Raw genomic sequence first — 19,613 nt, forward strand, 5'->3', positions numbered from 1 at the left:
GGGGGCGCCCGGATGGTTCCGTGCGCGGCGGGCGGTGCGGGTGGTCGGGCGGGCAGGTTCAGCGGGTGGTCGGCTCCGCGGCCTCGGCCTGCACCAGCTTCGCCAGCGGTTCGGCGGCGGACTGGCCGAGCACCGAACCGGCCGCGATCGCGCCGATCAGGAACACGGTGGAGAGCCAGGCCATGGTCGAGACCGGCAGGGTGAAGGCGCCGACCACCCGGGCCGCGCACTCGGTCAGCAGGGCGGTGCCCCAGATCCCGGAGAACAGCCGCTCGTAGCGGCGGAACGAGCGCGAGCGGGCCGCCCGGCCACCCGCCAGCCGCTCCCAGGCGTCGGCGCGGCCGCGGTCGCCCCTGGTCACGAAGGGCATCAGCATCGGGGACATCAGCGGCCGGCCGATCAGCGCGGAGACCAGGACGGCCAGCGCGAGGGTGCCGCTGAGCGCGCCGTCCTTGGCGATCATCAGCCGGGCGTCGCCGGTGACGGTGGTGAGCGCCAGGCCGGCGAGGTTGACGCCCAGCATCATCGAGGCCCACAGGTTGAGCCGTCGCTCGCGGAGCAGCCCGAAGACGGTGCGGGCGGCCGGGATCACGCCGCTCCAGGCGAGGGCGGCGAACTCGCTCATCCCGAAGGCCGAGTGCAGCAGGTAGTAGCCGGCCAACGGGGCGGCCACGTCGAGGGCGAGCGGGCGGAGGGCGGCGGCCACCGGGTTCGGCGCGGTGGCGGCGGTGGTGGCGGTGGCGGTGGTCGTCGTCGTGGTCGGAGCGGCGACGGCGGTGCTGGTGAGAGCGGGGGCGCTGAGGGTCTGGCTCACGGTGGGGTCCTCCCCGGACTGGTGCTCGGCCTGCGGGCCGGTGCCCGCGTCGTGCCTCCAGTCTTCCGAGCCGACCCTCCGTCAGGGCAGTGTCGTCCGCTGCGGGATCCGCATGACAGTTGTCACGGTGCGCGTCATGACAACGCCTCCGACCTGGGGATTCACTCCGGGAAGGTCCACAGCTCCCGGCCGAGGGTGTCCAGGCAGCGCACCGTGCGGAACCGTTCGTCCCGCGCCGAGAGGAACCCGTCCGCGACGCCCCGCAGGACGGCCAGGGCGACCGCGTCCGCCCTGGTCCAGGCGCCGGTGAGGACGAGCACCCGGTCGGACAGTTCGGCGCGCTGGATCCGGGCCACCGAGGCGGCCAGCAGCACGCCGTTGACCTGCTCCAGCTCGGCGGGGGACAGATAGGTCTCGCCGGTGCCGCCGCGGTCCCGCTCGACCCGGCGCAGCAGTTCGGGCAGGCCGTAGTGGCGGACGGCGGCGACCGAGTCGTCCAGCGCGACCTGCCAGCGCGGGCCGGGCAGCACCTCCCACCAGACGTCCTCGCCGACCGGCAGCACCTCGCCGATCCGGGCGCGCCAGGTCTCGATGCCGTAGACGGCGCGGGGGTCGGGGCGCGGGCCGGGGAAGGCGGCGGTCCAGTCCGCCTTGCGGATCACGCCGAGGTCGAAGGTGTAGCGCACCCGGTCGGCGGTGTGGCTCTCGACCACGCCGAGCAGCGCCCAGTGGGTCTCGTCGGGGAGGCTGAACGTCCGGCGCCACCCGGTGAAGCCCAGGCCGCGCAGGGCGGGAGCGAGGTGCTCGCGCAGGCCCCGTGCGTGGAGCTCGTGGGCGGTCGTCATCGCGGTCGTTCCTGGTCGGGTCGTGACGCGGCGTGCGGGGGCATGCCGGAGGTCGTGTCGGGGCAGGGGCCGTCGGGTCCGAGGTGCGGAGAGCGGCGTCCGGACGGGCGCCGCGCCTCGTGCTGGGCGGGGGGTGGCGGCGGGCGGCCGATCAGGCTCGGCCGGTGGGGCCGGTGCACTGCTTCGCCTACTGACAACGTAGGCGGGGGGCGGAAGTCGGGTCTGCGGGCGAACGGCAGTAGCTGACGGGACCTTCTGCCCGGCGCCCGCCGGTCCTTGGTCCGGCCGCTCCTGCGTTCCGCATACCGGTACGGGGCATTCCGGATGCCGGACGATACGCCGGTCCGGTGAGCCGCCCCGACAGGTCGGCCCGCCCGCCCGGATGGCGCATGATGTGGCGGGTGCAGAGTGCAGAACGCCCCGGAGCGGGCACCGGCAGCCCGGTCGGCCCGTCCGGCCCAGTACCTCCATCGGGCCCGCCTCCCGGGGCCTCCCCGGCCGCGGTCGTCGACCTGTCGGCGGCCGTCCGGGCCGCGCAGGAGGGGGACGAGGAGGCGTTCCGGCTGCTGTTCCGGACCGTCCAGCCGGGCCTGCTGCGCTACCTGCGGGTGCTCGTCGGGGGCCGCCCGGAGGACGCCCAGGACGCCGAGGACATCGCCTCCGAGGCCTGGCTGCAGATCGCCCGCGACCTGCGGACCTTCTCCGGTGACGGGGACGGCTTCCGCGGCTGGGCCGCCACCGTCGCCCGCAACCGCGCGCTGGACCATCTGCGCGCCCGGCGCCGCCGTCCGGTCGCGGACCTGCCGTTCGACCACCTGGCCGAGCTGGCCGCCGGGGACGACACCGCGGGCGCGGCGCTCGCGGCCGTCGGCACCGCGGACGCGCTGGCGCTGATCTCCCGGCTGCCACCGGACCAGGCCGAGGCGGTGCTGCTGCGGGTGGTGATGGAACTGGACGCGGAGAGCGCCGCCCGGGTGCTGGGCAAGCGGGCCGGCAGCGTACGGATGGCCGCGCACCGGGGGCTGCGACGGCTCGCCAAGCTGCTGGAGCAGTCGTTCGCGGCGGGGGTGGGGATCCCCGCCGCGCCGTCGGGGCCCCGGGTCGTCCAGCCGGGTGCCGGGCGGTCCGGTGCCGGGCGGTCGGGCGGGGCGGGGCAGGCCGCGCAGGCCGCGAAAAAAATTCCTCCGCAGGGTGTGACAGAACACCGGGCCGCGACGCTGAAGGACATGAGATGAGCACCAACCGATCCCGTCGGATCGACCGTGATGCTGCTGAGCACCTGCTCGGCGGTGCCGTGGGCGGCCCGTCGGCCGGGCAGGGCGCCTCGCTCACCGGACAGGACGGCGGTACCGGGCGTACGGGGGTTGCCCAGGTGCTCGCCGCTGCCGCCGCCCCGGCGACGGCGGACGAACTGGCCGGTGAGGAGGCGGCTCTGGCCGCGTTCCGGGAGGCCCGTCTCGCGCCCGTACCCGCCGGATCCGCCGGATCCGCCGCTGTACCCGCTGTACCCGCACCCGTCCGGAGACGATCGATGGCGACCGCCGCGCTGGCCAGGGCCTTCAGTACGAAGGCCGCTGCCGTCGTGCTCGGCGCCACCGTGCTCGGCGGTGTCGCGGTCGCGGCCGGCACCGGCAACCTGCCGTCCCCCCTGGGGGGTGGCTCCCGCCAGCCGGACCGCGCGCTGCTCGCACCGGGCGACGCCGGTGCGTCCGCCGTCACCGCCGCCGAGCCCGGTCCGGGGGACGGGGCGTCGTGGCCGCCCACCGCCGGGTCGTCCGGCGGTGGGGCGAAGGCCGTGGGACCGTCGTCCGAGGCGCAGCCGTCGGCTGGCTCGCCGTCCCCCTCCGCCTCGGCGGAGACCCGGGGACTGTCGGCCCAGGCCGCGCTGACTGACCTCTGCCGGGGGTTCGCCGACCGGGTGGGCAAGGGCGAGCGCCCGCGCCAACTGGTCGCCGACCCGCAGTTCGGCGCGCTGGTCGAGGCGGCCGGCGGCCCGGACCGGGTGGAGGACTACTGCGGGGCGGCGCTCGGGCGCGAGCGCGGCGACGGCCACCAGGGCGCCGGCTCACCGCCGCGCGGCAACGGCAATGGCAACAGCAATGGCAACAGCAACGGCAACGGCAACGGCCGGGGCGGCGAGGACGACCGCAACGGCCGCGGTGACGGCCACGGTAACGACATTGACAAGGGCAGTGGACAGGGGAACGGGAAGGACGACGCGGCCAACGGCCGGAACGGCGGCTCCGGTAACGGCGGTTCCGGCAACGGCTCCGGCAACGGCGGCTCTGGCAACGGCGGCTCTGGCAACGGCGGTTCCGGCAACGGCCCAGGCAACGACGGCTCTGGCAACGGCTCAGGCAACGGAAGCAAGGACCGGGAAACCCCGCTGCCGGCGATGCCGCCCCTCTCCGACCCCCACCCCCGATCCGACGATCCCTCACCCCGGAGGTAACCCCGAAACTCCGGGTGGGCGGCGAGCGAATCCCCCCGGGCTCGCCGCCCACCCGGACCGCACCACCGCACCACCGCAGTGCCCGCACCACCCTCTCCACCCGCGGATCCCGGGTGGCCGGCCGGCCTCCCGGGCCCGCCGCCCACCCGGTCGGCCCCGGACCGGATCGGCAGGCGCACCCCGGACGCGCCGCCGGCCCGGACCGGACCCTGCCGGTGCGGCCCGCTCACAGCCGGGCGGGCCGCACCCGCACCACCCCGTGCCGGCGGCCGGGGGATCGCTGCCCGGTCCCTCGGCCGCCTCACCGCCCGGCGGTCCGTTTCGGCGGGGCGGCTATCGTGCACAGGTGCACGAGGCGCTCCAGGACCTTGGGCAGGGCACGTGAGGGGAGCGGTTCCAGTGATCGGACGGGCGCTGAACGGGCGTTACGAACTCGTCGAGATACTCGGCGTCGGCGGCATGGCCACCGTCTGGCGCGGGGTGGATCACGTGCTGGGCCGTCAGGTGGCCGTCAAGGTCCTCAACGGGGGCCTCGCCGACGACCCGCGCTTCGCCGAGCGCTTCAGCCGCGAGGCGCAGCACGCGGCGATGCTGGTGCACCCGAGGATCGTCATGGTCTTCGACTCGGGCGTGGACCAGGGCTCGCCGTACATCGTCATGGAACTGGTCCACGGCTACTCGCTCGCCGCGCTGCTGGCGCAGCAGCCGGGCGGGATGCCGGTCGAGCGGGCGGTCGGGATCGCGGCGGCGGTCTGCGAGGCGCTGACGGTCGCGCACGGCGCCGGGCTGGTGCACCGGGACATCAAACCCGGCAACATCATGATCACGCACGACGGCGGCGTGAAGGTCGTGGACTTCGGCATCGCCCGCGCCGGGTCCTCCAGCAACCTCACCCAGACGGCCACCGTGCTCGGCACGGCGGCGTACCTCTCGCCCGAGCAGGCCACGGCCTCCCAGCTGGACGGCCGCACCGACCTGTACGCGGTGGGCTGCGTGCTGACCGAAATGCTCACCGGCGCACCGCCGTTCATGGCGGAGACACCGGTGGCGATCGCCTTCAAGCACGTCAGCGAGCAGCCGCTGCCGCCGTCCGCGCTGCGCCCCGGGCTGCCGTCGGCGGTGGACGGCGCGGTGCTGCGGCTGCTCGCCAAGAACCCGGCCGACCGGCCGGCGCACGCCGCGCTGGCGCGGGCCGAACTGCTGGCGACCATACCCGGGTTGGCCGTCGGCGACCCGACCGGAGAACTGCTGGCCGCCGCTGCCGCCGCTCAGCACACCCAGGTGCTGCCGCCGGTACCCGCCGGCTTCTCCGACCAGCAGCACACCACCTTCCTGCCGCCCCAGCAGGCCGCCACCTCGGTGATGGCGGCCGTTCCGGCGCAGCCCCCGGCCGTCGCGCCGGGCGCGCCCGTCCCGGCCGGGCCGCCCGTGCGGGAGAGCCGCCGCAAGCCCCTGCTGCTGGGCGCCCTCGGCCTGGCCGGTGTCGCCGGGGCCTCCGTCCTCGCTCTCACCGCCTTCGACGGGCCCGCGAACGACACCACCGGCAACAAGGTGGCGCACCCGGTCGCGACGTCCGTCACCACTCCGCCTCCCACGCCCACACCCACGCCCACGCCCACCGTGACGACCCCGCCGCCCACCACCCCCACGACGCTCCCGCCCCGGACACCGACGCCGACGCCGAGCGCGACGATGCCGGCCAACAGCCAGTCCTCGGCCGTCCAGATCAACGCCCTGCGCCAGTCCGTCGCCCAGACCCAGGTGACCAAGGACCGCGATCGCCAGGTCGAGCTCCTCCGTACCCTCGACGACGCGAGCGCCCGCCTCATCGAGAGCAAGCCGGACGACGCGGCCAAGGAGCTGAAGAACGCGCAGAAGATCGTCCGGGACCTGGCCAAGAAGCACGCCATCGACGGCCCGACGTACCTGAACTGGAACTCCCGCCTCGGCGTCCTGCTCGCCACCCTGCACGCCTCGGGCGGCAACGACCAGTTCGATCAGTACGACCAGTTCGACTGACGCGGGGACCCGAGGCCTGGCCCGTCCTGCGCATCCCCTGAACCGGGGTGTTGCAACGACTCCTGGAACCCAAGCCGTACGGTCGGGCCCCTTGGGGACGCGATTGCTTCCGGTCCGGCCCCGGTTGCCCGTTGTGGAGTGGGAAGTCGGTGGGTCCGACTCCCCACTCCTGGAGCTGTTCCGGGCCGGGGCTGGACCGTGGTCCCGTGCGGTGGCCAGACCTCTGCCACCCGGAGACACCGGATCAGGAGACGCGCTTCAACTGCCACGCGTTGTTGTTGAGGCTGGGGTTGGACGAGTAGACGCAGCTGCTGCTGTAGTACGAACCGGTCTGGACCCAGCCCGCAGGCTGGTAGGTGGAGGCGCACGCCTGGACCACGGTGCCGACGGGCAGCCCGGTGAGCTGCTTGATCTGCTTGATGTTCGGGCTGAAGCTCTGCGTGCCGCAGTTGCTGCTGTAGCCCCAGCCGACGTCGACGAAGCCGGCCGGGGTGACAACGCTCGCGCAGGAGGTGGTGACGTCACCGGGGGCGGCGTGGGCAGGCGCGGCGGCCAGGGCGAACATCGCCGCGGCGCCGGCGGCGGCCATGAGCGTGGTGCGAAGGCGAGTCATGGGTGGTGGCTCCTTCGATCGCGGACGGCCAGGCAGGCCGGGAAGCCATTCCTATGGGGTGACGACCGGTTTCGGGTAGCGGCTTTTCGGCCTAAAGATCCCTCGGATCGCCGGTGTCAGCCGCGCGCACCGGACCGGCGGCGCAGCAGGGCGAAGCCCAGCGCACCGGCGCCGAGGGCGGCGACGGTGCCGCCGCCGACCAGCAGCGGGCCGGAGGTGGAGGCCGAGCCCGATCCGTCACCGGCCTGGGCGGCGCCCGCGGGCACCTCCCGGACCTGGGGCCCGGTGCCACCGGCGGCGGGCGTGGCGGTGGGGGTCCCGCCCACCACCGGGGTGGCCGGCGCGGGCTGCCCGGTACGGGCCGGCGTGGCGCCGGAGCCCACGCTCGGGACCGCAGCGCCCGGGGCGGGGGACCCGGCGATGCTCGGGGCGGCCGGGGCGGGGGTCTTGACCCCGTCGGCCCAGGCGTTCCCGCCGGTGACGGCGGTCAGCAGCGCGGCCCCGGTCAGGGCACAGACCGTCAGAACACGGCGGGCGGACGAGCGGTGGGTGCGGTTCTTGTTCATGCGGTGTCTCTCCTCTGTCGCTGACGCGGCCCGGCCGGTGCGGCCGGTGCGTTGACAGCGACGCTAGGAGGGCCGTGTCGCGGTCCCCGACCGGTCGCGTCACGGCCGACCATCGTCTGCGTAACGGGCCCACGCCACCCGGATCGCCGGGCGTGGAGCGGCTCCTCGACGCGGTCGGCCCCGGGTCCGGCCGCGCGTCACCCGGTGACCACCTGGGTTCGGCAACTGCGATGAAAGCCAAGCTCTTTGCCGGCCGGTGTCGCACAGCGGCTTCGGATCGTCGGGTGACGGAGGCCGGGTGACTAGAGTCGTCACCATGAGTGACTCCCCGCCTCATGAGGTCGTAGCCCGGCCGCGTACCGCCGCCGGTGTGCTGTTCTTCGACGAGGACGGCCGCGTGCTCCTCGTCAAACCGACCTACAAGCCCGGCTGGGAGATTCCGGGCGGCTACCTGCGCGCGGGCGAGACCCCGAGCGAAGGCGCGGCCCGGGAGGTCGAGGAAGAACTCGGCATCACCCCGCCGATCGGCCGGCTCCTCGTCGTCGACTGGGCGCCCCATCCCACCGAGGGCGACAAGCTCCTCCTCGTGTTCGATGGAGGCGTTCTCCCGGTTGACGAACTTGACCGCATCACGGTCGACCAGGTCGAGATCAGCGAGCACGCTTTCCACGCCGGCGACCAGATCGACTCCGTCCTCATCCCTCGTCTGGCCCGCCGAGTTCACGCCGCCTGCGGAGCCAGGACACGTTCCGAGACCGTCTACCTGGAGCACGGAGTGGTTTACCAGTAGGACCACAACGTGAGAGAACCCGGTGGGCGGCGGCCTCCAGGGTTGACGCGTCCTTGCGCGCCGGCGTCTTCACCCCGCCCGAGGGCGAAGGCCTGGTCGAGATCCCCGGGGCCGGCGCTGATGGTGACTGCTCCGGTACGTCCTGACACTGCCCCGGCACCGAACTTCCACCGAACTTCGGCGCCCCACCAGCCGCATCCAGAAGCGTCTCGCCTGGCTCAGCCCCGACGAGTACGAGGCGAGGCACTACGCCGACCAGGCGACGGCCGAACCAGTGGCTGTCCAACCACCCGAACCCGTCCCGACCAGGTAATCGCCACCTCCCGCTCGGAGGGGGAAGCTCAGACAGGTTCTCCAATCCACGTGAGTTACTTGATTGCCATCACTGCCACACTCTCCGTATCCTGCTGGGCAACGCGTTGACGGAGACGAGTAGCCAGGGATCACGCGAGCAGAGAGAGCCGCCGGAAGCTGGGAAGGCGGTCTCGCGCCCCGAGGTGAAGACCCTCCTGAGCGCGGGGAGGAACGACCCCGCCTGGTGGTCCAATGCCCCGCCGGCCGGCCCCCGTCACCGGGCCAAATGAGGCCGCCACTCTGTGGCGGCGAAAGTGCGGTGGTACCGCGAGTTGCCCTTCTCGCCCGCACTCCCAAGGGATCATGACGATGTCCTTCGGAGGACCGCAATGATCCACAGCCGCGTACGTGTCTCCGACCTGCGAGAACACGTCGGCCGTACCGTTTCCGTCTGCGGATGGGTGAACACCCTCCGCTTGCAGCGCAAGATGCAGTTCGTCATCGTGCGGGACAACACCGGCATGGTGCAGGTGACCCACAAGCGTGACGACGGGCCACTGGAGGCCCAGCTCGAAGCCCTCACATCCGAGTCCGCCGTGAGGATCACCGGCCGCGTCGTCGACGCGGGCCAGGTCAAGCTCGGCGGCCTGGAGATCGTTCCCGAGGCGGTCGAGGTCCTGAACCAGGCCGCTACGCCGCTGCCGATCGACGAGCACACTGGCATGGAGCAGCGGTTGGACTGGCGGTTCCTGGACGTGCGCCGCCGTCCCGCCACTCAGCTGTTGTTCGCCGTGCAGACCACCCTGGAACAGGGCATGCGCGAGTACGCCTACGCGCAGGGCGCCACCGAGATGCACACCCCCAAGCTCATGGGTACCGCCTCTGAGTCCGGCGCGGAGGTCTTCAAGCTCGGCTACTTCGGCCGCAGCGCCTACCTGGCGCAGTCGCCGCAGTTCTTCAAGCAGATGGCGATCGCGGCCGGCGTCGACAGGGTCTTCGAGATCGGGCCGGTCTTCCGCGCCGAACCGTCGTTCACCTCCCGGCACGCCACCGAGTTCACCGGCGTCGACGTGGAGCTGGCCTGGATCGACGGGGTCGAGGACGTGATGGCGTTCGAGGAACAGATGCTCGCCCACGCGATCGCCAAGGTCGCCGACGTGCACGGCGAGGCGATCGCTGAGCACTTCGGCCTCGAGGTCACCGTGCCCACATCGCCGTTTCCCCGCATCACCATGGCCGAGGCGCACGAGATCCTGCGCCAGGGCGGCTGGGACCCCGAAGGGGTCAAGGAAGACCTGGACCCGGAGGGCGAGCGGGCCATCTCGGCCCACATCAAGGAAGCCACCGGGCACGAGTTCGTCTTCATCACGCACTACCCGGTCGGCATCCGGCCCTTCTACCACAAGCGGCCCGCCGACGACCCGAGCGTGACCCTCAGCTTCGACCTGCTGTGGAAGGGCCTGGAGATCACCACCGGCGCACAGCGCGAGCACCGGTACGACGTGCTGCTGAAACAGGCCGCCGACAAGGGCATGAGCACGGAGCCGATGCAGGACTACCTGAACGCGTTCCGGTACGGGTGCCCGCCGCACGGGGGCCTCGGCATGGGCCTGGGCCGGGTGCTGATGGTCATGCTCGGCCTGACCTCGATCCGCGAGGCGACCTTCCTGTTCCGCGGGCCGAACCGGCTTACCCCGTAACCCGGTTATGACGGCGTCCCACGGCACGGGCAGGATCCCGTGCCGTGGGACGCCGTCTCAGTAGCGGACATTGCGCAGGTCATGCATCCATGCCTCGGCGGGGTTCTCGTCCCAGTAGGCCCGCAATGCCAACTCCCGCTCGGAGAAGCGTCCCTGGTGGCACAGGCCGCCGTGAGAGAGGGTGACGCTCATCGCGAGCGCCGACTCGGTTGTGTCCCACTGGGGTGTCAGAGCGTGGCTCCAGAGCTGCTCTCCGGGCCGCATGGTGACGGAGTGGCGATCGACCTCGTCGTGCTCGGGCGGTTCCTCGCCGGTCGTCTCGCCGAGGACCGCCGCGTTGGCTGACAGGCGCTTGCCGGGGTCAAGGTAGCTGTGGAACGTCTTGGTGCCGTGGACCTGCCAAACCAGTCCGTGCGAGTTGTCACTGTGGTACGTCGAGGACGCACCCTTGGTGGACAGGAACAGGATGGGCGCCAGTCGCTGCCAGGTGAAGCCCCGGGCAGACAGGTGGGTGCGCCAGGGAATCATGACCCCCTCCTGTAAGCCGCGCAGGAGGGGGTCGTAGAAGCGACTGAGATTGAAGTGCACCAGTCGGAAGGGCCAGGTGACGATCTCTTCGAGAGGGGCGGTGCGGAAGGCGGCCGTACGGTCCATGCGCACCTGCCAGTCGTCGTCCCCGAGGATGGTGAACCGGACCTCCTCGTCCTTGCGGACGTGGTCCAGCACCTCGATGGCGGGCCTGAACGTGTAGTCGAAAGTAACGTCCAGCAGGAAATTCGGTGGCTGCCGCCATCGATGGGCGAAGTCGTCGGGTGTCGTGATCGTCATAGGGCAGTCCATGGAGTCGTGTGCCGGCAGCCCGCCCTCACGCCCGCGCGGCACGCGACGCACTGCGTTCGTCGTACACGGTGGAAGAGCGGCAGATGGCAGCGCAGTCCGGGGTCACCCGGTCCTGCGCCGGAGTGGTCAGGAACTGTCTGATCTCGGCACGGGGTGCGTGGACGCTGACCGACGCCTGGCCGTAGGGGCAGCGCCGCATGTGGCCGTCGGCGGACACGTACGCGGTCGCCGAGCGGCAGGACCAGCGCTCGCCCCCTGTGGCGGGCAGTTGGAGATCCCGCAGCTCGCCGAGGTACTCCCGGTACCGGTTGGACAGATCGAAGTAGCGGCCCAGCACGTCGGCGTCGCGATGTTGCTGGACCAGATAGTCCTGCACCGACTTGCCGTCGCGGCGCAGGGCATGCTCGTCGAGGACCACAGGGCTGAACTGGACCTCCACTCCCGCGCCGGATGCGAGGCCGGCCAGGTCGCGGCACTCGCTGTCGCTCAGGCCCCAACAGGTGACGTGCAGGATCTTCGTCTCGGTGCTGATCGTTCGCAGCGTGTCGATGCCCGAAGCAGCTGTGCGGGTAGTGCGTCCCAGCAGCATCGCGCCTTTTGAGTCGGTGGAGACGGTCACGTTGGCCAACAGGTGCGCCACCGTGGCGAGCGTGACGACCTCCGCCACGGCCCGAGCCGAGGTCACCATCGACACCGACATGCCGAACTGGCGGGCCAGCCGCACGAGCTGCCTGAGCTGCGGGTGGTGGGTCGGTTCGCCGCCGGTCAGGCACACCCCGTCCACGCCCATCTCCTTCAGCCGCGACAGGGTGCGGGCGTAGGTCGCGGTGTCGAGGAAGCCGTGAGCGCGGTCTGCCCGGAAGCAGAATCCGCAGGCTACCTTGCAGTGCCCGGCTGTGGAGATCAGCGCCGTACGAACGTGGGTGTTCATTGCACCCCCGTGTTGTCCCACACGGCGATCTCCACGGTGCTCGTGTAGAATGCGCACATCTCGGGGTCCGGGGTATTGCCGCCGATGAGGGCCTGCTCGTTGCGGGACGGGCCGCCACAGATCGCGAGCGCCGGGCAGTTCCCGCACTCGTGGATGGGAGCGACCTTCTTCGCCACGCCGGTCAGGCTGTCCGGATCGGCTCGCAGCTCATCGAGGGTGCGCAGGAACGACGGCTCGGTGAAGTTGATGTCGCACAGGCTGACCCGGTTGCCGGGCAGCAGGGCGGCGTTCAGACTGCGGTCGCCCTGCATGTGGTCGAACAGCATCGGCCGGCGGGTGTCCAGGGCCTGGAAGGCGCGGTCCAGGACGGAGAACAGCATCCCGCCCCGTGCCAGGGCGGTTAGCCGGGCCTCGTACAACTCGCGCGCCAAGTCGGCGCCGTCGACTTGCCAGCGGCCCGCGGTCGGGATGGGAGTGTTGACGTAGATGAACTTCAGCCCGAGGTCATCGATGATCCACCGGACGGTCTCGGCGAGGCGTCCGATGTTCGCGGCGGTCGGGGTGAGGTTGCAGCCCACGTGCAGCCCATCGGCCTCGACGAGCCGGGTGACGTTGCGGCGAATCCGGTCGTCTGCGGGCTGACCGCCGAGCAGGAGCCGGTGCGCGGAGTTGATTCCCGGAGGGCCATCGATGGAGATGCCGACTCCGTACTCGTAGGCGACGAGGTGGTCGAGGGCCTCGTCGGTCAGGCGGGCACCGTTGGTGACGACCGTGCGTCGTACCCTGGCCACGTCGTAGCGTTCGGCGAGGGTGTCGGCGAGCTGGTCGCCGTACTGCATGAGGTCGGAGCGGATGGTCGGCTCGCCGCCGAACCACTGGATGGACACCTCTTCCTGCCCGGCGTTCTGCTCGAACAGGAACCGCAGCCCTTCTGCGAGCTCTTTCTTCGTCATGTCCGGCTTGCCGGTGTTGGTGTCGACGAAGCAGTAGGTGCAGGCCATGTTGCAGCGGTCGGTGAGGACCACGCGCAGACCGCTGATGCGGCAGGGGCTGGCGTCGAGGCCGAGGAGTCGAAGACGGTCACGGAGTGCTTCGCGCCGGTCGGCCACGGGGCCGCCGGGGGTGAAGCCGAGCCCTGCGAGGGCTTCATGGGTCGCGGTCGGGGGGACCCCGGCGAGGTCATGGACCTCGCCGGAGTCGATGAACACACTGTCCAGCGCGACCGGATCGAGGAGAACCGCTTCCCCGTCCCGCTCGTACTGGAAGTACTTCCCCCACAGCATCCGGGGGACGGCCATGGTGGTCAGGCCGCCGTTTCCTCTTCGGCGATCCCGAGTTCGCCCATGACCTCGCGGACCTTCTCCTCGGCGGCGGCCTGGAGCTTCGCGGAGGTGGCCGGGGAGCCACCGTCGGCGAGGACGATCACACCGGGCAGCGTCGGGTTCGGCGCGATCACCGTGATGCCGGCCGGGTCGGTGCCGATGACCATGATCGCGTTCTTCAGTTCGACCCAGTCGGTGCGCTCCTTGAGCGCCTCGATGACGCGGCCCTGCTTCTCCTGGAAGGAGGCGCGCTCACCCATCCACACGCCCGCCTTGGACTTGGAGTCCACGACGTCCGCGTAGATCAGGTGGTCCTTCTTCTCTCGCCTGGTTTGGGGCATGGCTGATCCTTCCTGTGTGCTGGATGGGCTGGAACAACCACCGGAGACCGGCGGGTACCGCCTCACTCGGGGAGCGTGGGCGGGGCGGCGCTTGGCAGCACTACGAAAGGCTCGGGGTTGTGAAGGCCCCCGGTCGCCAGCCTCGCCGCTCTGTGGTGAACGGCAGCGCAGTGAGACGTGGCTTCGCAGTGACGTGGTGACATCATGCTGACATGTGAAGTCCTATTCGAGGACTCTGACAGGTCATCAAAGGGACTTGTATAGGGCGTTGTTGCTGCCTGATGGGTGAGTTTTGCGCCACGATGAGGACATCGCATGTCGCTCTCTCACGAGAGCTCGTCCCGGAGGAGATCCATGGCGCGTCCCGCAGGCAACATCAGGCTCAAGGCCGCCCGGCTGGCCGCCGGATACAACTCCCAGCAAGCCTTGGCCGACGCCATCACCAAGGTGGCGCCAAGCCTCGGCATCAGGGGCCTGGCTGTCGGCGTCCGACAGGTCCGACGCTGGGAGTCCGCCTCACCGCCCTGGCCACAGCCCGATGTGCACCGGGTCCTGACCCACCTCTTGGGACAGAGCATGGAAGACCTCGGATTCACACCTCCGTGGGGAAGCGCATGGACCCAGCCCAGCTCCGCGACCGGCAGCACCCCGCGAGCGCCCCTGGCCGGAACCAGACTCGCTGCCGTTCCCGCTCAAGGCGGAGCCACAACACAGCCGGCGACTGTCGGCACGGATTTTGAGACTGTCACCCGCGCGCATCGGCACCTGTACTGGTCCGTCGCCCCTGCCGTGCTCCATCCGGCGATCCTGGAGCATGCCCGTCTGGGTTGCGCCCTCCTCCCAGAAACGGCGAACCCGGCCCGTCAGACCGTCGCGGCCGCACTGGCCGAGTCCTACCTGCTGGCCGGCCGCATCGAGTTCTTCGACCTGCAACAGCCAGGGCAGGCTTCGGAGACTCTCCTTCGGGCTCTACAGGCTGCCGGAGAAGCGGATGATCCGCTGCTCGGAGCGGCCATCCTTGCGCACATGGCCTTCATCCCGGGCTGGGCGGACGATCGGGAAGCAGCCGTCGAGCGCATGCTTGCCGCCCGTACCTACGCTCGCCGCGGGCAGGCGTCGGCCGAGTTCTGGGCGTGGCTGGACGCCGTAGAGGCGGAATGTGAGACCCGCTGCGGCGATCCTCACGCAGCCCTCCGCTTGATCCGCCGGGCCGAGGACACACTCTCCGCAGGTTCCGAACATGCCACTCCCGACTGGGTGGACTGGTTCAGCCCCGTCCGTCTGTCTGCGTTCAAAGGCAACACGCAGTTGAAGGCCGGCCACCTGCCACAGGCCCGTCAGACGCTCCACGACGTACTCGACGGTCTGCCACCCGAGTCGGACAAACAGCGCACCGTCGTCCTTGGCGACCTCGCTGCCGTCGAAGCCGCAGACGGTAAGCCGGAGGAGGCGTGCAGATACGCCATCATGGCCCTCGACCAGTTGGCCATCACCTGGTACGCCACAGGTATGGATCGCATCCGCGAGGTCCGGCGCACGCTCGCTCCCTGGCAGAACGAGCAGTGCATCCGGAACCTCGATGATCGCCTCTACGACTGGGGCACGACGGTCAGCGCACTTCAGCGTTGAACTTGATGATCTTTTCCGGCAGTTCCGTCAGCGAATCGATGCGCATCGTCGTGATCGCATCCGCGTCCGGATCGCGCTGCTGGATCGTGCCCCAGGGGCCGCGCCGGATGAGAGCAGTCAGGAGGCCCGCCTGCACAGCAGGCCGGATGTCGTTGTCGAGCCGGTCACCGACGTACAGAATCTCGCCAGGCTCAGCAGGCGTCGCCTCGATGACACGCTCGAAGAACCTCACGTCCGGCTTTGACGCCCCCCAATCGTCGCTGGTGGCGATCATGTCGGAAGGAAGGTCCAGCCCTCGCAGCAGGCCGCCGGCCCGCACGGTCTGGTTCCCGGCGATGCCAACCCACAGCCCTGCTTCACGCAGGGCAGCAAGGGTGGGCCGAACGTCCGAGTAGAGGTCATCCTCGCCGAACCACTCCGGCTTGCCAGCAGCCGCGCGCTTCTCTCGCTCCTCAGTCAGGTCGAACCCGGGCCGGAACTCCTGGAACGTCTCACGGTAGTCGCGCCCCTGCGCGATGACCGCCCCGAACATCGCCGCGAAGGTGTGCCGTGACACCCCCAGCCAGTCCGCCCACGTCCCGTACTCCCGGGTCTCGTCAACAAGACATTCGCCCACGTCGAATACCACCGCACGAATCATGCTCCGCAGGTTAGCCAATGCGCGACGGGCAGCTCTCGGGGCTAGGGGCGGGTCGAGCGCCCCTTCCCGCTGCGCTCTGTGTCGCACGTTGCTCCTTCATGCTGCCGACCGTACGGTCATTGAGACTTCGCCATCTTCGAACGTGCTGGTCGGAGGGGGGTGAGCGCCCCCGCTGCCTCACACGAATCGCGGGGGTTCGAGTTCACGATGGGGACGCGGGGCGCTCGGAGTGGCCGTCGCTGCGGGGGGTCTCGGCGCCGACCACTCACCTGTAGGCCCACTGGGCGTGGGCGTTCCTCAGGTCAGAGTTCACGGAGTGCCACCAGTGCGCGTGCCACCACCAACGGCGTGTCCTCGTAGGATCGCCCGGCCGCAGCCTCGCCGTTGGCGCGGTAACCACTCCCGGTGTCGTCGCCCTTGAACCTGGGGTCTCGCGCGACAGCCAGCAGTTCGGACCAGACGACCTTGCCGGCGTGCCCGGGAGGGTAGTAGTAGCCCCACCGCTCGCTCAGCGCCTCGACCAGGAAGACCCCGCGGCCGCTCTCCGCGTCCTCCCCCACCACCCTGAACACGGGCGGGCGACCGTCGCTGTCGTGATCGAGGATGTACAGGCGTCCGCGTTCGAGTCAGAGGGGCAGGGTGACCTTTCGCACCGGTGACAGCGGCGAGTACGGCGAGACCTCCTCGTCGGTGTGCGTGTGCCGTATGGCGTTGGTCATCAGCTCGGACACGATGAGTCGGGCTGTCTGGATGGTGTCGGGCGGGACTCGCCAACGGCGGAGCACGTCAACGGCGTGCCGCCGGGCCCATGCGACGGCGTTCAGAGTGTCGGCCAGCGCCAACTGGCTGAAACCGGAGCGTGTTTGTGACACAGGGGGTCCTCCCAGGTCGGGAGCTGCTTGGGGTGAAGGCTCGCCGCGCGGGTCGCGCCCACCCCGTTCGAGGGATGCAGACCTTGAACTGTCCGGCCGGGAAGCCAACTTTCTGTGACTAGGCTGGCGCTGATGGTGACTGCTCCGGTACGTCCTGACACTGCCCCGGCACTGGACTTTCACCGAACTCAGGTGCCCCACCAGCCGGAACCGGGCGCCGCTCTCCAGGGCCGATGCCATGCTTGGCGCCATGGCGGAACTGAACGGTAGCCCGATCAGCCTGGACCATCTCCAGGCCCTTGCCCTGACGAACTACGGGCACTTCACCTCGATCCGTGTGGAAGACGGTCACGTACGCGGCCTCTTCCTCCACCTGGCGCGTCTGGCCCGTGACTGTCGCGCCGTCTTCGACGTGGACCTCGACCTCGACCGTGTCCGGGAATTTGTCCGACGTGCCGCGCCGCCCTCGGGGGCCTGTGTGGTCAGGGTGACGGTCTTCGATCCTGCTCTCGACCTCGGTCACGTCGGGAGCGACGCCCACCCCCAGCTCCTGGTGACGACTCGTCCGGCCGGGGCGCTGCCGCTTCCCGCGATGCGTGTCCAGTCCGTGGTGTACACCCGCGACATGCCGGCCGTGAAGAGCGTCGGTTTGTTCGGCTCGCTCCGCCACCGCCGCAACGCCCAACGGGCGGGCTTCGACGACGCGCTCTTCACGGACGCCGAGTCCGTGATCTCCGAAGGCGGCACCTGGAACGTCGGCTTCGTCAAGGGAGATCAGGTCATCTGGCCGGGCGCCGAGTGCCTGGTCGGCACCACGATGGAGCTGCTGCGTCAGGTTCACCCGTCGTCGACCGCGACCGTTCGGCTGGGCGACCTCGCCGATTTCGATGCCGTCTTCGCCACCAACATCGGCATCGGCGTCCGGGCGATCAGCGCGGTCGACGGCGCCACCTTCCCGGAAACACACCCCGTGATCGAACAACTCCGTAAGGAGTACACGGAAATCCCAGTCGATCTACTTTAGTTCCCCCCGACGACGGGGAGTGCTGGGCGCAAATGGCTGTGGGGTGGAGGGCCGCGTTGGCGACCGTAGAGGTATGGGCCGGCGTCGAGGCCAAGGCGCTTCGGAAGGCGAAGCGGATGAGCATCGAGGCGTTCGCGGCTCACCTCGGCATCAGTGATCGCATGGTGTCGAAGTGGGAGGCGAGGGGCACCGGTATCACGCCCCGGCTGGTTAACCAGGCGGCCCTGGAGACCTCCCTGGCCGCGTCCGGCCCCGAAGTCCACGAACGCTTCGTACGGTTGGCCGGCACCTCGGACGCCGTCCTTTCCGACCAGCGCGCGGAGGCCGAACACGCGCTGCCTCGGCAGCACCAGATCACGCACCCCGGCGACGGCAAGCGAATGGCCCTTGTCGAAACCGGGGTGCACCTCGCCGGCCCCAGGCCCCCGCCATCCGGCTGGTCGAGCCGACCAAAGCCAGCCCAACCCGCCGGAAAATGACCTGGAGCGATCTGCGCGCAGGGGAAACAACCAGCCCTAGCTTTCGAGACCTTTCGGATCGCGGCGGGAGATCAGGCGCCAGTGTCTTCGACGGCAAGGCGCGGGCAAGCGCCTCCGCAGCATCGAGCGATCGCATAAGCAGTCTGTGATGGCCTGGCAGCGCTTTGGCTCAACTGCTGCGAGCAAGATGCCACTATTCGTCAGTGTGACGCAAACTTGTTGGAACCTGCTTGCCCGGGCTGCCGCATCTGACATGCTGAAGGTCCGTCGAGAGGGGCCGCAGCGATGCAGTGGAAGATCCATGGGGAACGTTCCGATCTACGAGAACCCATGGGTGAACCTGTGGCTGACCGACGTCGAGCAGCCTGACGGGCGCCGCTGGGAGTATCACGTGGTCAAGCTGCGGCACCTGGCCGTGGCTGCCGTCGTGAACAGCGAGAAGCAGGTGCTCATGATGTGGCGGCACCGCTTCATCACCGACACCTGGGCCTGGGAACTCCCGATGGGGCTGGTCGAGCCGGATGAGACCCCGGCGGAGGCGGCGGCCCGTGAGGCGTTGGAGGAGACCGGCTGGAAGGTCGGTGACGTCAAGCCGCTGATCTACGCCCAGCCGGCGAACGGGATCACCGACTCCGAACACTTCGTCTTCCGGGCCGATGCCGTCGAGTACGTGGGACCGCCGACCGAGCGCAACGAGTCCGACCGGATCGAGTGGATTCACCTGTCCGAACTGCGCGGCATGATCGACCGTCGCGAGATCGTCAGCAGTGGCACGCTCGTGGGCGTGCTCTACCTGCTGCTGGACGAGGCCGGTCTTTGATCAGCTGGCCGCGCTGGTGATTCGGTCGGCCAACGTCGCTACCGAGGCGTTGCCCCGGTAGGGCCTGAGTAGGTGGCGGAACTCCGTAGCAGGGTCAGTCAGCTCTCGCGGGGCGCGATGGCCCGGTTCTGGCAGGCGCCGACGAGCTCAGCGCCCACTTCGCAGGCTTCGGTGAGCGTCTCGGGTTCTATGCCTCGCTGTCTGTGCCGACGGCCACCCTTGCGGTGGCCGTCGGCCTCCAGGCTGACGCGTCCTTGCGTACCAGCACGTTCGTGGTCGCCCAGGCCGACTGCTGTGAGCGCAAACCCTGTTTCCGGAGGCACCTGGCGTGCCGCGTCTCTGCGGCAGTCGGGTCGATACGGCAAGCGATCGGCCGGATGTGGAGCGAACCAGCCGCGCACCACGGGCCAATGTCATGATCATTAGTCAATGACGCGCATAGTCCCGTCTACGCATGGACGCCCAGGCTCCCCGCCCCCCTAGCGTGGCCGTTGGTTGGTCAACCTGTTCTGAAACGAGGGGGTCTGAGAGAGCGGTTTGTGAGTGTTTGACTGGTTCTGGTGTCACCTGATGGTGTGAGTGTGGACTGGAGTTCGCTCGCTCGGCGCCGCTGCTCTGCTGG

Annotated in this window: 19 protein-coding genes and 1 pseudogene; 9 read left to right on the top strand and 11 right to left on the bottom strand. The window is 70.2% G+C overall.

The features are described from left to right. Positions 1-58: 58 nt before the first annotated feature. Together AB0P06_RS01460 and AB0P06_RS01465 are read right to left on the bottom strand one after the other, a co-directional pair. Entirely contained in the window at positions 59-814 is a 756-nt protein-coding gene (locus AB0P06_RS01460) for a VC0807 family protein (RefSeq protein WP_363604165.1), read from the bottom strand. A gap of 161 nt (positions 815-975) precedes the next feature. Further along, complete coding sequence (locus AB0P06_RS01465) at positions 976-1,659, bottom strand: hypothetical protein (RefSeq protein ID WP_363604166.1); 684 nt, start codon at positions 1,657-1,659, stop codon at positions 976-978. Between the two features lie 392 nt (positions 1,660-2,051). On the opposite strand from AB0P06_RS01465, the gene AB0P06_RS01470 reads away from it, so the two are divergent. The 3 genes from AB0P06_RS01470 to AB0P06_RS01480 all read left to right on the top strand — a co-directional run bounded on the left by AB0P06_RS01470 (position 2,052) and on the right by AB0P06_RS01480 (position 6,130). Further along, positions 2,052-2,894: an RNA polymerase sigma factor gene (locus AB0P06_RS01470; protein ID WP_363604206.1), complete on the top strand. Its 843-nt coding sequence runs from the start codon at positions 2,052-2,054 to the stop codon at positions 2,892-2,894. Further along, the gene (locus tag AB0P06_RS01475; protein WP_363604168.1) at positions 2,891-4,111 is read left to right on the top strand and encodes a hypothetical protein; all 1,221 of its coding nucleotides are present in this window, start codon (positions 2,891-2,893) and stop codon (positions 4,109-4,111) included. The genes AB0P06_RS01470 and AB0P06_RS01475 overlap by 4 nt, the downstream gene beginning before the upstream one ends. Before the next feature lie 399 nt (positions 4,112-4,510). Then, a complete protein-coding gene (locus tag AB0P06_RS01480) occupies positions 4,511-6,130 on the top strand; it encodes a protein kinase (protein WP_363604170.1) in 1,620 nt (539 codons plus the stop codon). A 244-nt stretch (positions 6,131-6,374) separates the two neighbouring features. Here AB0P06_RS01480 and AB0P06_RS01485 read toward each other — a convergent pair whose 3' ends face one another. Continuing rightward, the gene (locus AB0P06_RS01485; RefSeq protein WP_363604171.1) at positions 6,375-6,743 is read right to left on the bottom strand and encodes a hypothetical protein; all 369 of its coding nucleotides are present in this window, start codon (positions 6,741-6,743) and stop codon (positions 6,375-6,377) included. Positions 6,744-6,859: 116 nt separating this feature from the next. Next, the gene (locus AB0P06_RS01490; protein WP_363604172.1) at positions 6,860-7,309 is read right to left on the bottom strand and encodes a hypothetical protein; all 450 of its coding nucleotides are present in this window, start codon (positions 7,307-7,309) and stop codon (positions 6,860-6,862) included. A gap of 316 nt (positions 7,310-7,625) precedes the next feature. Between AB0P06_RS01490 and AB0P06_RS01495 the strand changes: the two genes are divergently transcribed. Together AB0P06_RS01495 and aspS are read left to right on the top strand one after the other, a co-directional pair. Next, the gene (locus AB0P06_RS01495) at positions 7,626-8,099 is read left to right on the top strand and encodes an NUDIX hydrolase (protein WP_363604174.1); all 474 of its coding nucleotides are present in this window, start codon (positions 7,626-7,628) and stop codon (positions 8,097-8,099) included. A gap of 683 nt (positions 8,100-8,782) precedes the next feature. Continuing rightward, entirely contained in the window at positions 8,783-10,093 is a 1,311-nt protein-coding gene (aspS, locus tag AB0P06_RS01500; RefSeq protein ID WP_363604175.1) for an aspartate--tRNA(Asn) ligase, read from the top strand. Between the two features lie 57 nt (positions 10,094-10,150). Here the strand turns inward: aspS and AB0P06_RS01505 are convergent, their stop codons facing one another. Genes AB0P06_RS01505 through AB0P06_RS01520 form a run of 4 tightly spaced genes read right to left on the bottom strand, consistent with a single transcriptional unit; the run spans position 10,151 to position 13,527 of the window. Further along, on the bottom strand, positions 10,151-10,921 hold the full coding sequence (locus tag AB0P06_RS01505; RefSeq protein WP_363604176.1) for a hypothetical protein: 771 nt from the start codon (positions 10,919-10,921) through the stop codon (positions 10,151-10,153). A 37-nt stretch (positions 10,922-10,958) separates the two neighbouring features. Continuing rightward, positions 10,959-11,864 (bottom strand): radical SAM protein, encoded by a 906-nt coding sequence (locus AB0P06_RS01510; RefSeq protein ID WP_363604177.1) that lies wholly within the window; start codon positions 11,862-11,864, stop codon positions 10,959-10,961. Continuing rightward, positions 11,861-13,162, bottom strand: coding sequence for a radical SAM protein (locus AB0P06_RS01515; RefSeq protein ID WP_363604178.1), 1,302 nt, complete (start codon positions 13,160-13,162; stop codon positions 11,861-11,863). Before AB0P06_RS01515 ends, AB0P06_RS01510 begins: the two co-directional genes overlap by 4 nt. Positions 13,163-13,167: 5 nt before the next feature. Next, positions 13,168-13,527, bottom strand: coding sequence for a hypothetical protein (locus tag AB0P06_RS01520; protein WP_363604180.1), 360 nt, complete (start codon positions 13,525-13,527; stop codon positions 13,168-13,170). A gap of 354 nt (positions 13,528-13,881) precedes the next feature. Here AB0P06_RS01520 and AB0P06_RS01525 point away from each other — a divergent pair, with 354 nt between their 5' ends. After that, on the top strand, positions 13,882-15,156 hold the full coding sequence (locus tag AB0P06_RS01525) for a transcriptional regulator (protein WP_363604182.1): 1,275 nt from the start codon (positions 13,882-13,884) through the stop codon (positions 15,154-15,156). On the opposite strand, the gene AB0P06_RS01530 is transcribed toward AB0P06_RS01525, so the two are convergent. The 3 genes from AB0P06_RS01530 to AB0P06_RS01540 all read right to left on the bottom strand — a co-directional run bounded on the left by AB0P06_RS01530 (position 15,137) and on the right by AB0P06_RS01540 (position 16,920). Then, on the bottom strand, positions 15,137-15,796 hold the full coding sequence (locus AB0P06_RS01530) for an HAD family hydrolase (RefSeq protein WP_363604183.1): 660 nt from the start codon (positions 15,794-15,796) through the stop codon (positions 15,137-15,139). The genes AB0P06_RS01525 and AB0P06_RS01530 overlap by 20 nt on opposite strands. Positions 15,797-16,098: 302 nt before the next feature. Continuing rightward, on the bottom strand, positions 16,099-16,368 hold the full coding sequence (locus AB0P06_RS01535; protein WP_363604185.1) for a hypothetical protein: 270 nt from the start codon (positions 16,366-16,368) through the stop codon (positions 16,099-16,101). A gap of 54 nt (positions 16,369-16,422) precedes the next feature. Continuing rightward, the gene (locus AB0P06_RS01540; protein ID WP_363604186.1) at positions 16,423-16,920 is read right to left on the bottom strand and encodes an ATP-binding protein; all 498 of its coding nucleotides are present in this window, start codon (positions 16,918-16,920) and stop codon (positions 16,423-16,425) included. Here AB0P06_RS01540 and AB0P06_RS01545 point away from each other — a divergent pair. From AB0P06_RS01545 to AB0P06_RS01555, 3 genes and pseudogenes are all read left to right on the top strand, one after another. Next, positions 16,919-17,692 carry an aminotransferase class IV family protein gene (locus AB0P06_RS01545; RefSeq protein ID WP_363604187.1) on the top strand — a complete coding sequence of 258 codons (774 nt, stop codon included), beginning with the start codon at positions 16,919-16,921 and terminating at the stop codon, positions 17,690-17,692. The two genes, AB0P06_RS01540 and AB0P06_RS01545, sit on opposite strands and share 2 nt — an antisense overlap. 56 nt (positions 17,693-17,748) lie before the next feature. Then, entirely contained in the window at positions 17,749-18,171 is a 423-nt protein-coding gene (locus AB0P06_RS01550) for a helix-turn-helix transcriptional regulator (RefSeq protein ID WP_363604188.1), read from the top strand. Positions 18,172-18,456: 285 nt separating this feature from the next. Continuing rightward, positions 18,457-18,991: pseudogene (locus AB0P06_RS01555) on the top strand (NUDIX domain-containing protein). Positions 18,992-19,613: the final 622 nt, after the last annotated feature.

The sequence above is a fragment of the Kitasatospora sp. NPDC088351 genome, from assembly GCF_040685575.1.
GTDB lineage: Bacteria > Actinomycetota > Actinomycetes > Streptomycetales > Streptomycetaceae > Kitasatospora.

What these genes read in the sequence shown, in the direction of transcription:
- AB0P06_RS01465 (WP_363604166.1), bottom strand. Translation starts at nt 1,659, where the DNA reads ATGACGACCGCCCACGAGCTCCACGCACGGGGCCTGCGCGAGCACCTC.
- AB0P06_RS01470 (WP_363604206.1), top strand. Translation starts at nt 2,052, where the DNA reads ATGTGGCGGGTGCAGAGTGCAGAACGCCCCGGAGCGGGCACCGGCAGC.
- AB0P06_RS01475 (WP_363604168.1), top strand. Translation starts at nt 2,891, where the DNA reads ATGAGCACCAACCGATCCCGTCGGATCGACCGTGATGCTGCTGAGCAC.
- AB0P06_RS01485 (WP_363604171.1), bottom strand. Translation starts at nt 6,743, where the DNA reads ATGACTCGCCTTCGCACCACGCTCATGGCCGCCGCCGGCGCCGCGGCG.
- AB0P06_RS01490 (WP_363604172.1), bottom strand. Translation starts at nt 7,309, where the DNA reads ATGAACAAGAACCGCACCCACCGCTCGTCCGCCCGCCGTGTTCTGACG.
- AB0P06_RS01495 (WP_363604174.1), top strand. Translation starts at nt 7,626, where the DNA reads ATGAGTGACTCCCCGCCTCATGAGGTCGTAGCCCGGCCGCGTACCGCC.
- aspS (WP_363604175.1), top strand. Translation starts at nt 8,783, where the DNA reads ATGATCCACAGCCGCGTACGTGTCTCCGACCTGCGAGAACACGTCGGC.
- AB0P06_RS01505 (WP_363604176.1), bottom strand. Translation starts at nt 10,921, where the DNA reads ATGACGATCACGACACCCGACGACTTCGCCCATCGATGGCGGCAGCCA.
- AB0P06_RS01510 (WP_363604177.1), bottom strand. Translation starts at nt 11,864, where the DNA reads ATGAACACCCACGTTCGTACGGCGCTGATCTCCACAGCCGGGCACTGC.
- AB0P06_RS01515 (WP_363604178.1), bottom strand. Translation starts at nt 13,162, where the DNA reads ATGGCCGTCCCCCGGATGCTGTGGGGGAAGTACTTCCAGTACGAGCGG.
- AB0P06_RS01520 (WP_363604180.1), bottom strand. Translation starts at nt 13,527, where the DNA reads ATGCCCCAAACCAGGCGAGAGAAGAAGGACCACCTGATCTACGCGGAC.
- AB0P06_RS01525 (WP_363604182.1), top strand. Translation starts at nt 13,882, where the DNA reads ATGGCGCGTCCCGCAGGCAACATCAGGCTCAAGGCCGCCCGGCTGGCC.
- AB0P06_RS01530 (WP_363604183.1), bottom strand. Translation starts at nt 15,796, where the DNA reads ATGATTCGTGCGGTGGTATTCGACGTGGGCGAATGTCTTGTTGACGAG.
- AB0P06_RS01545 (WP_363604187.1), top strand. Translation starts at nt 16,919, where the DNA reads ATGGCGGAACTGAACGGTAGCCCGATCAGCCTGGACCATCTCCAGGCC.
- AB0P06_RS01540 (WP_363604186.1), bottom strand. Translation starts at nt 16,920, where the DNA reads ATGGCGCCAAGCATGGCATCGGCCCTGGAGAGCGGCGCCCGGTTCCGG.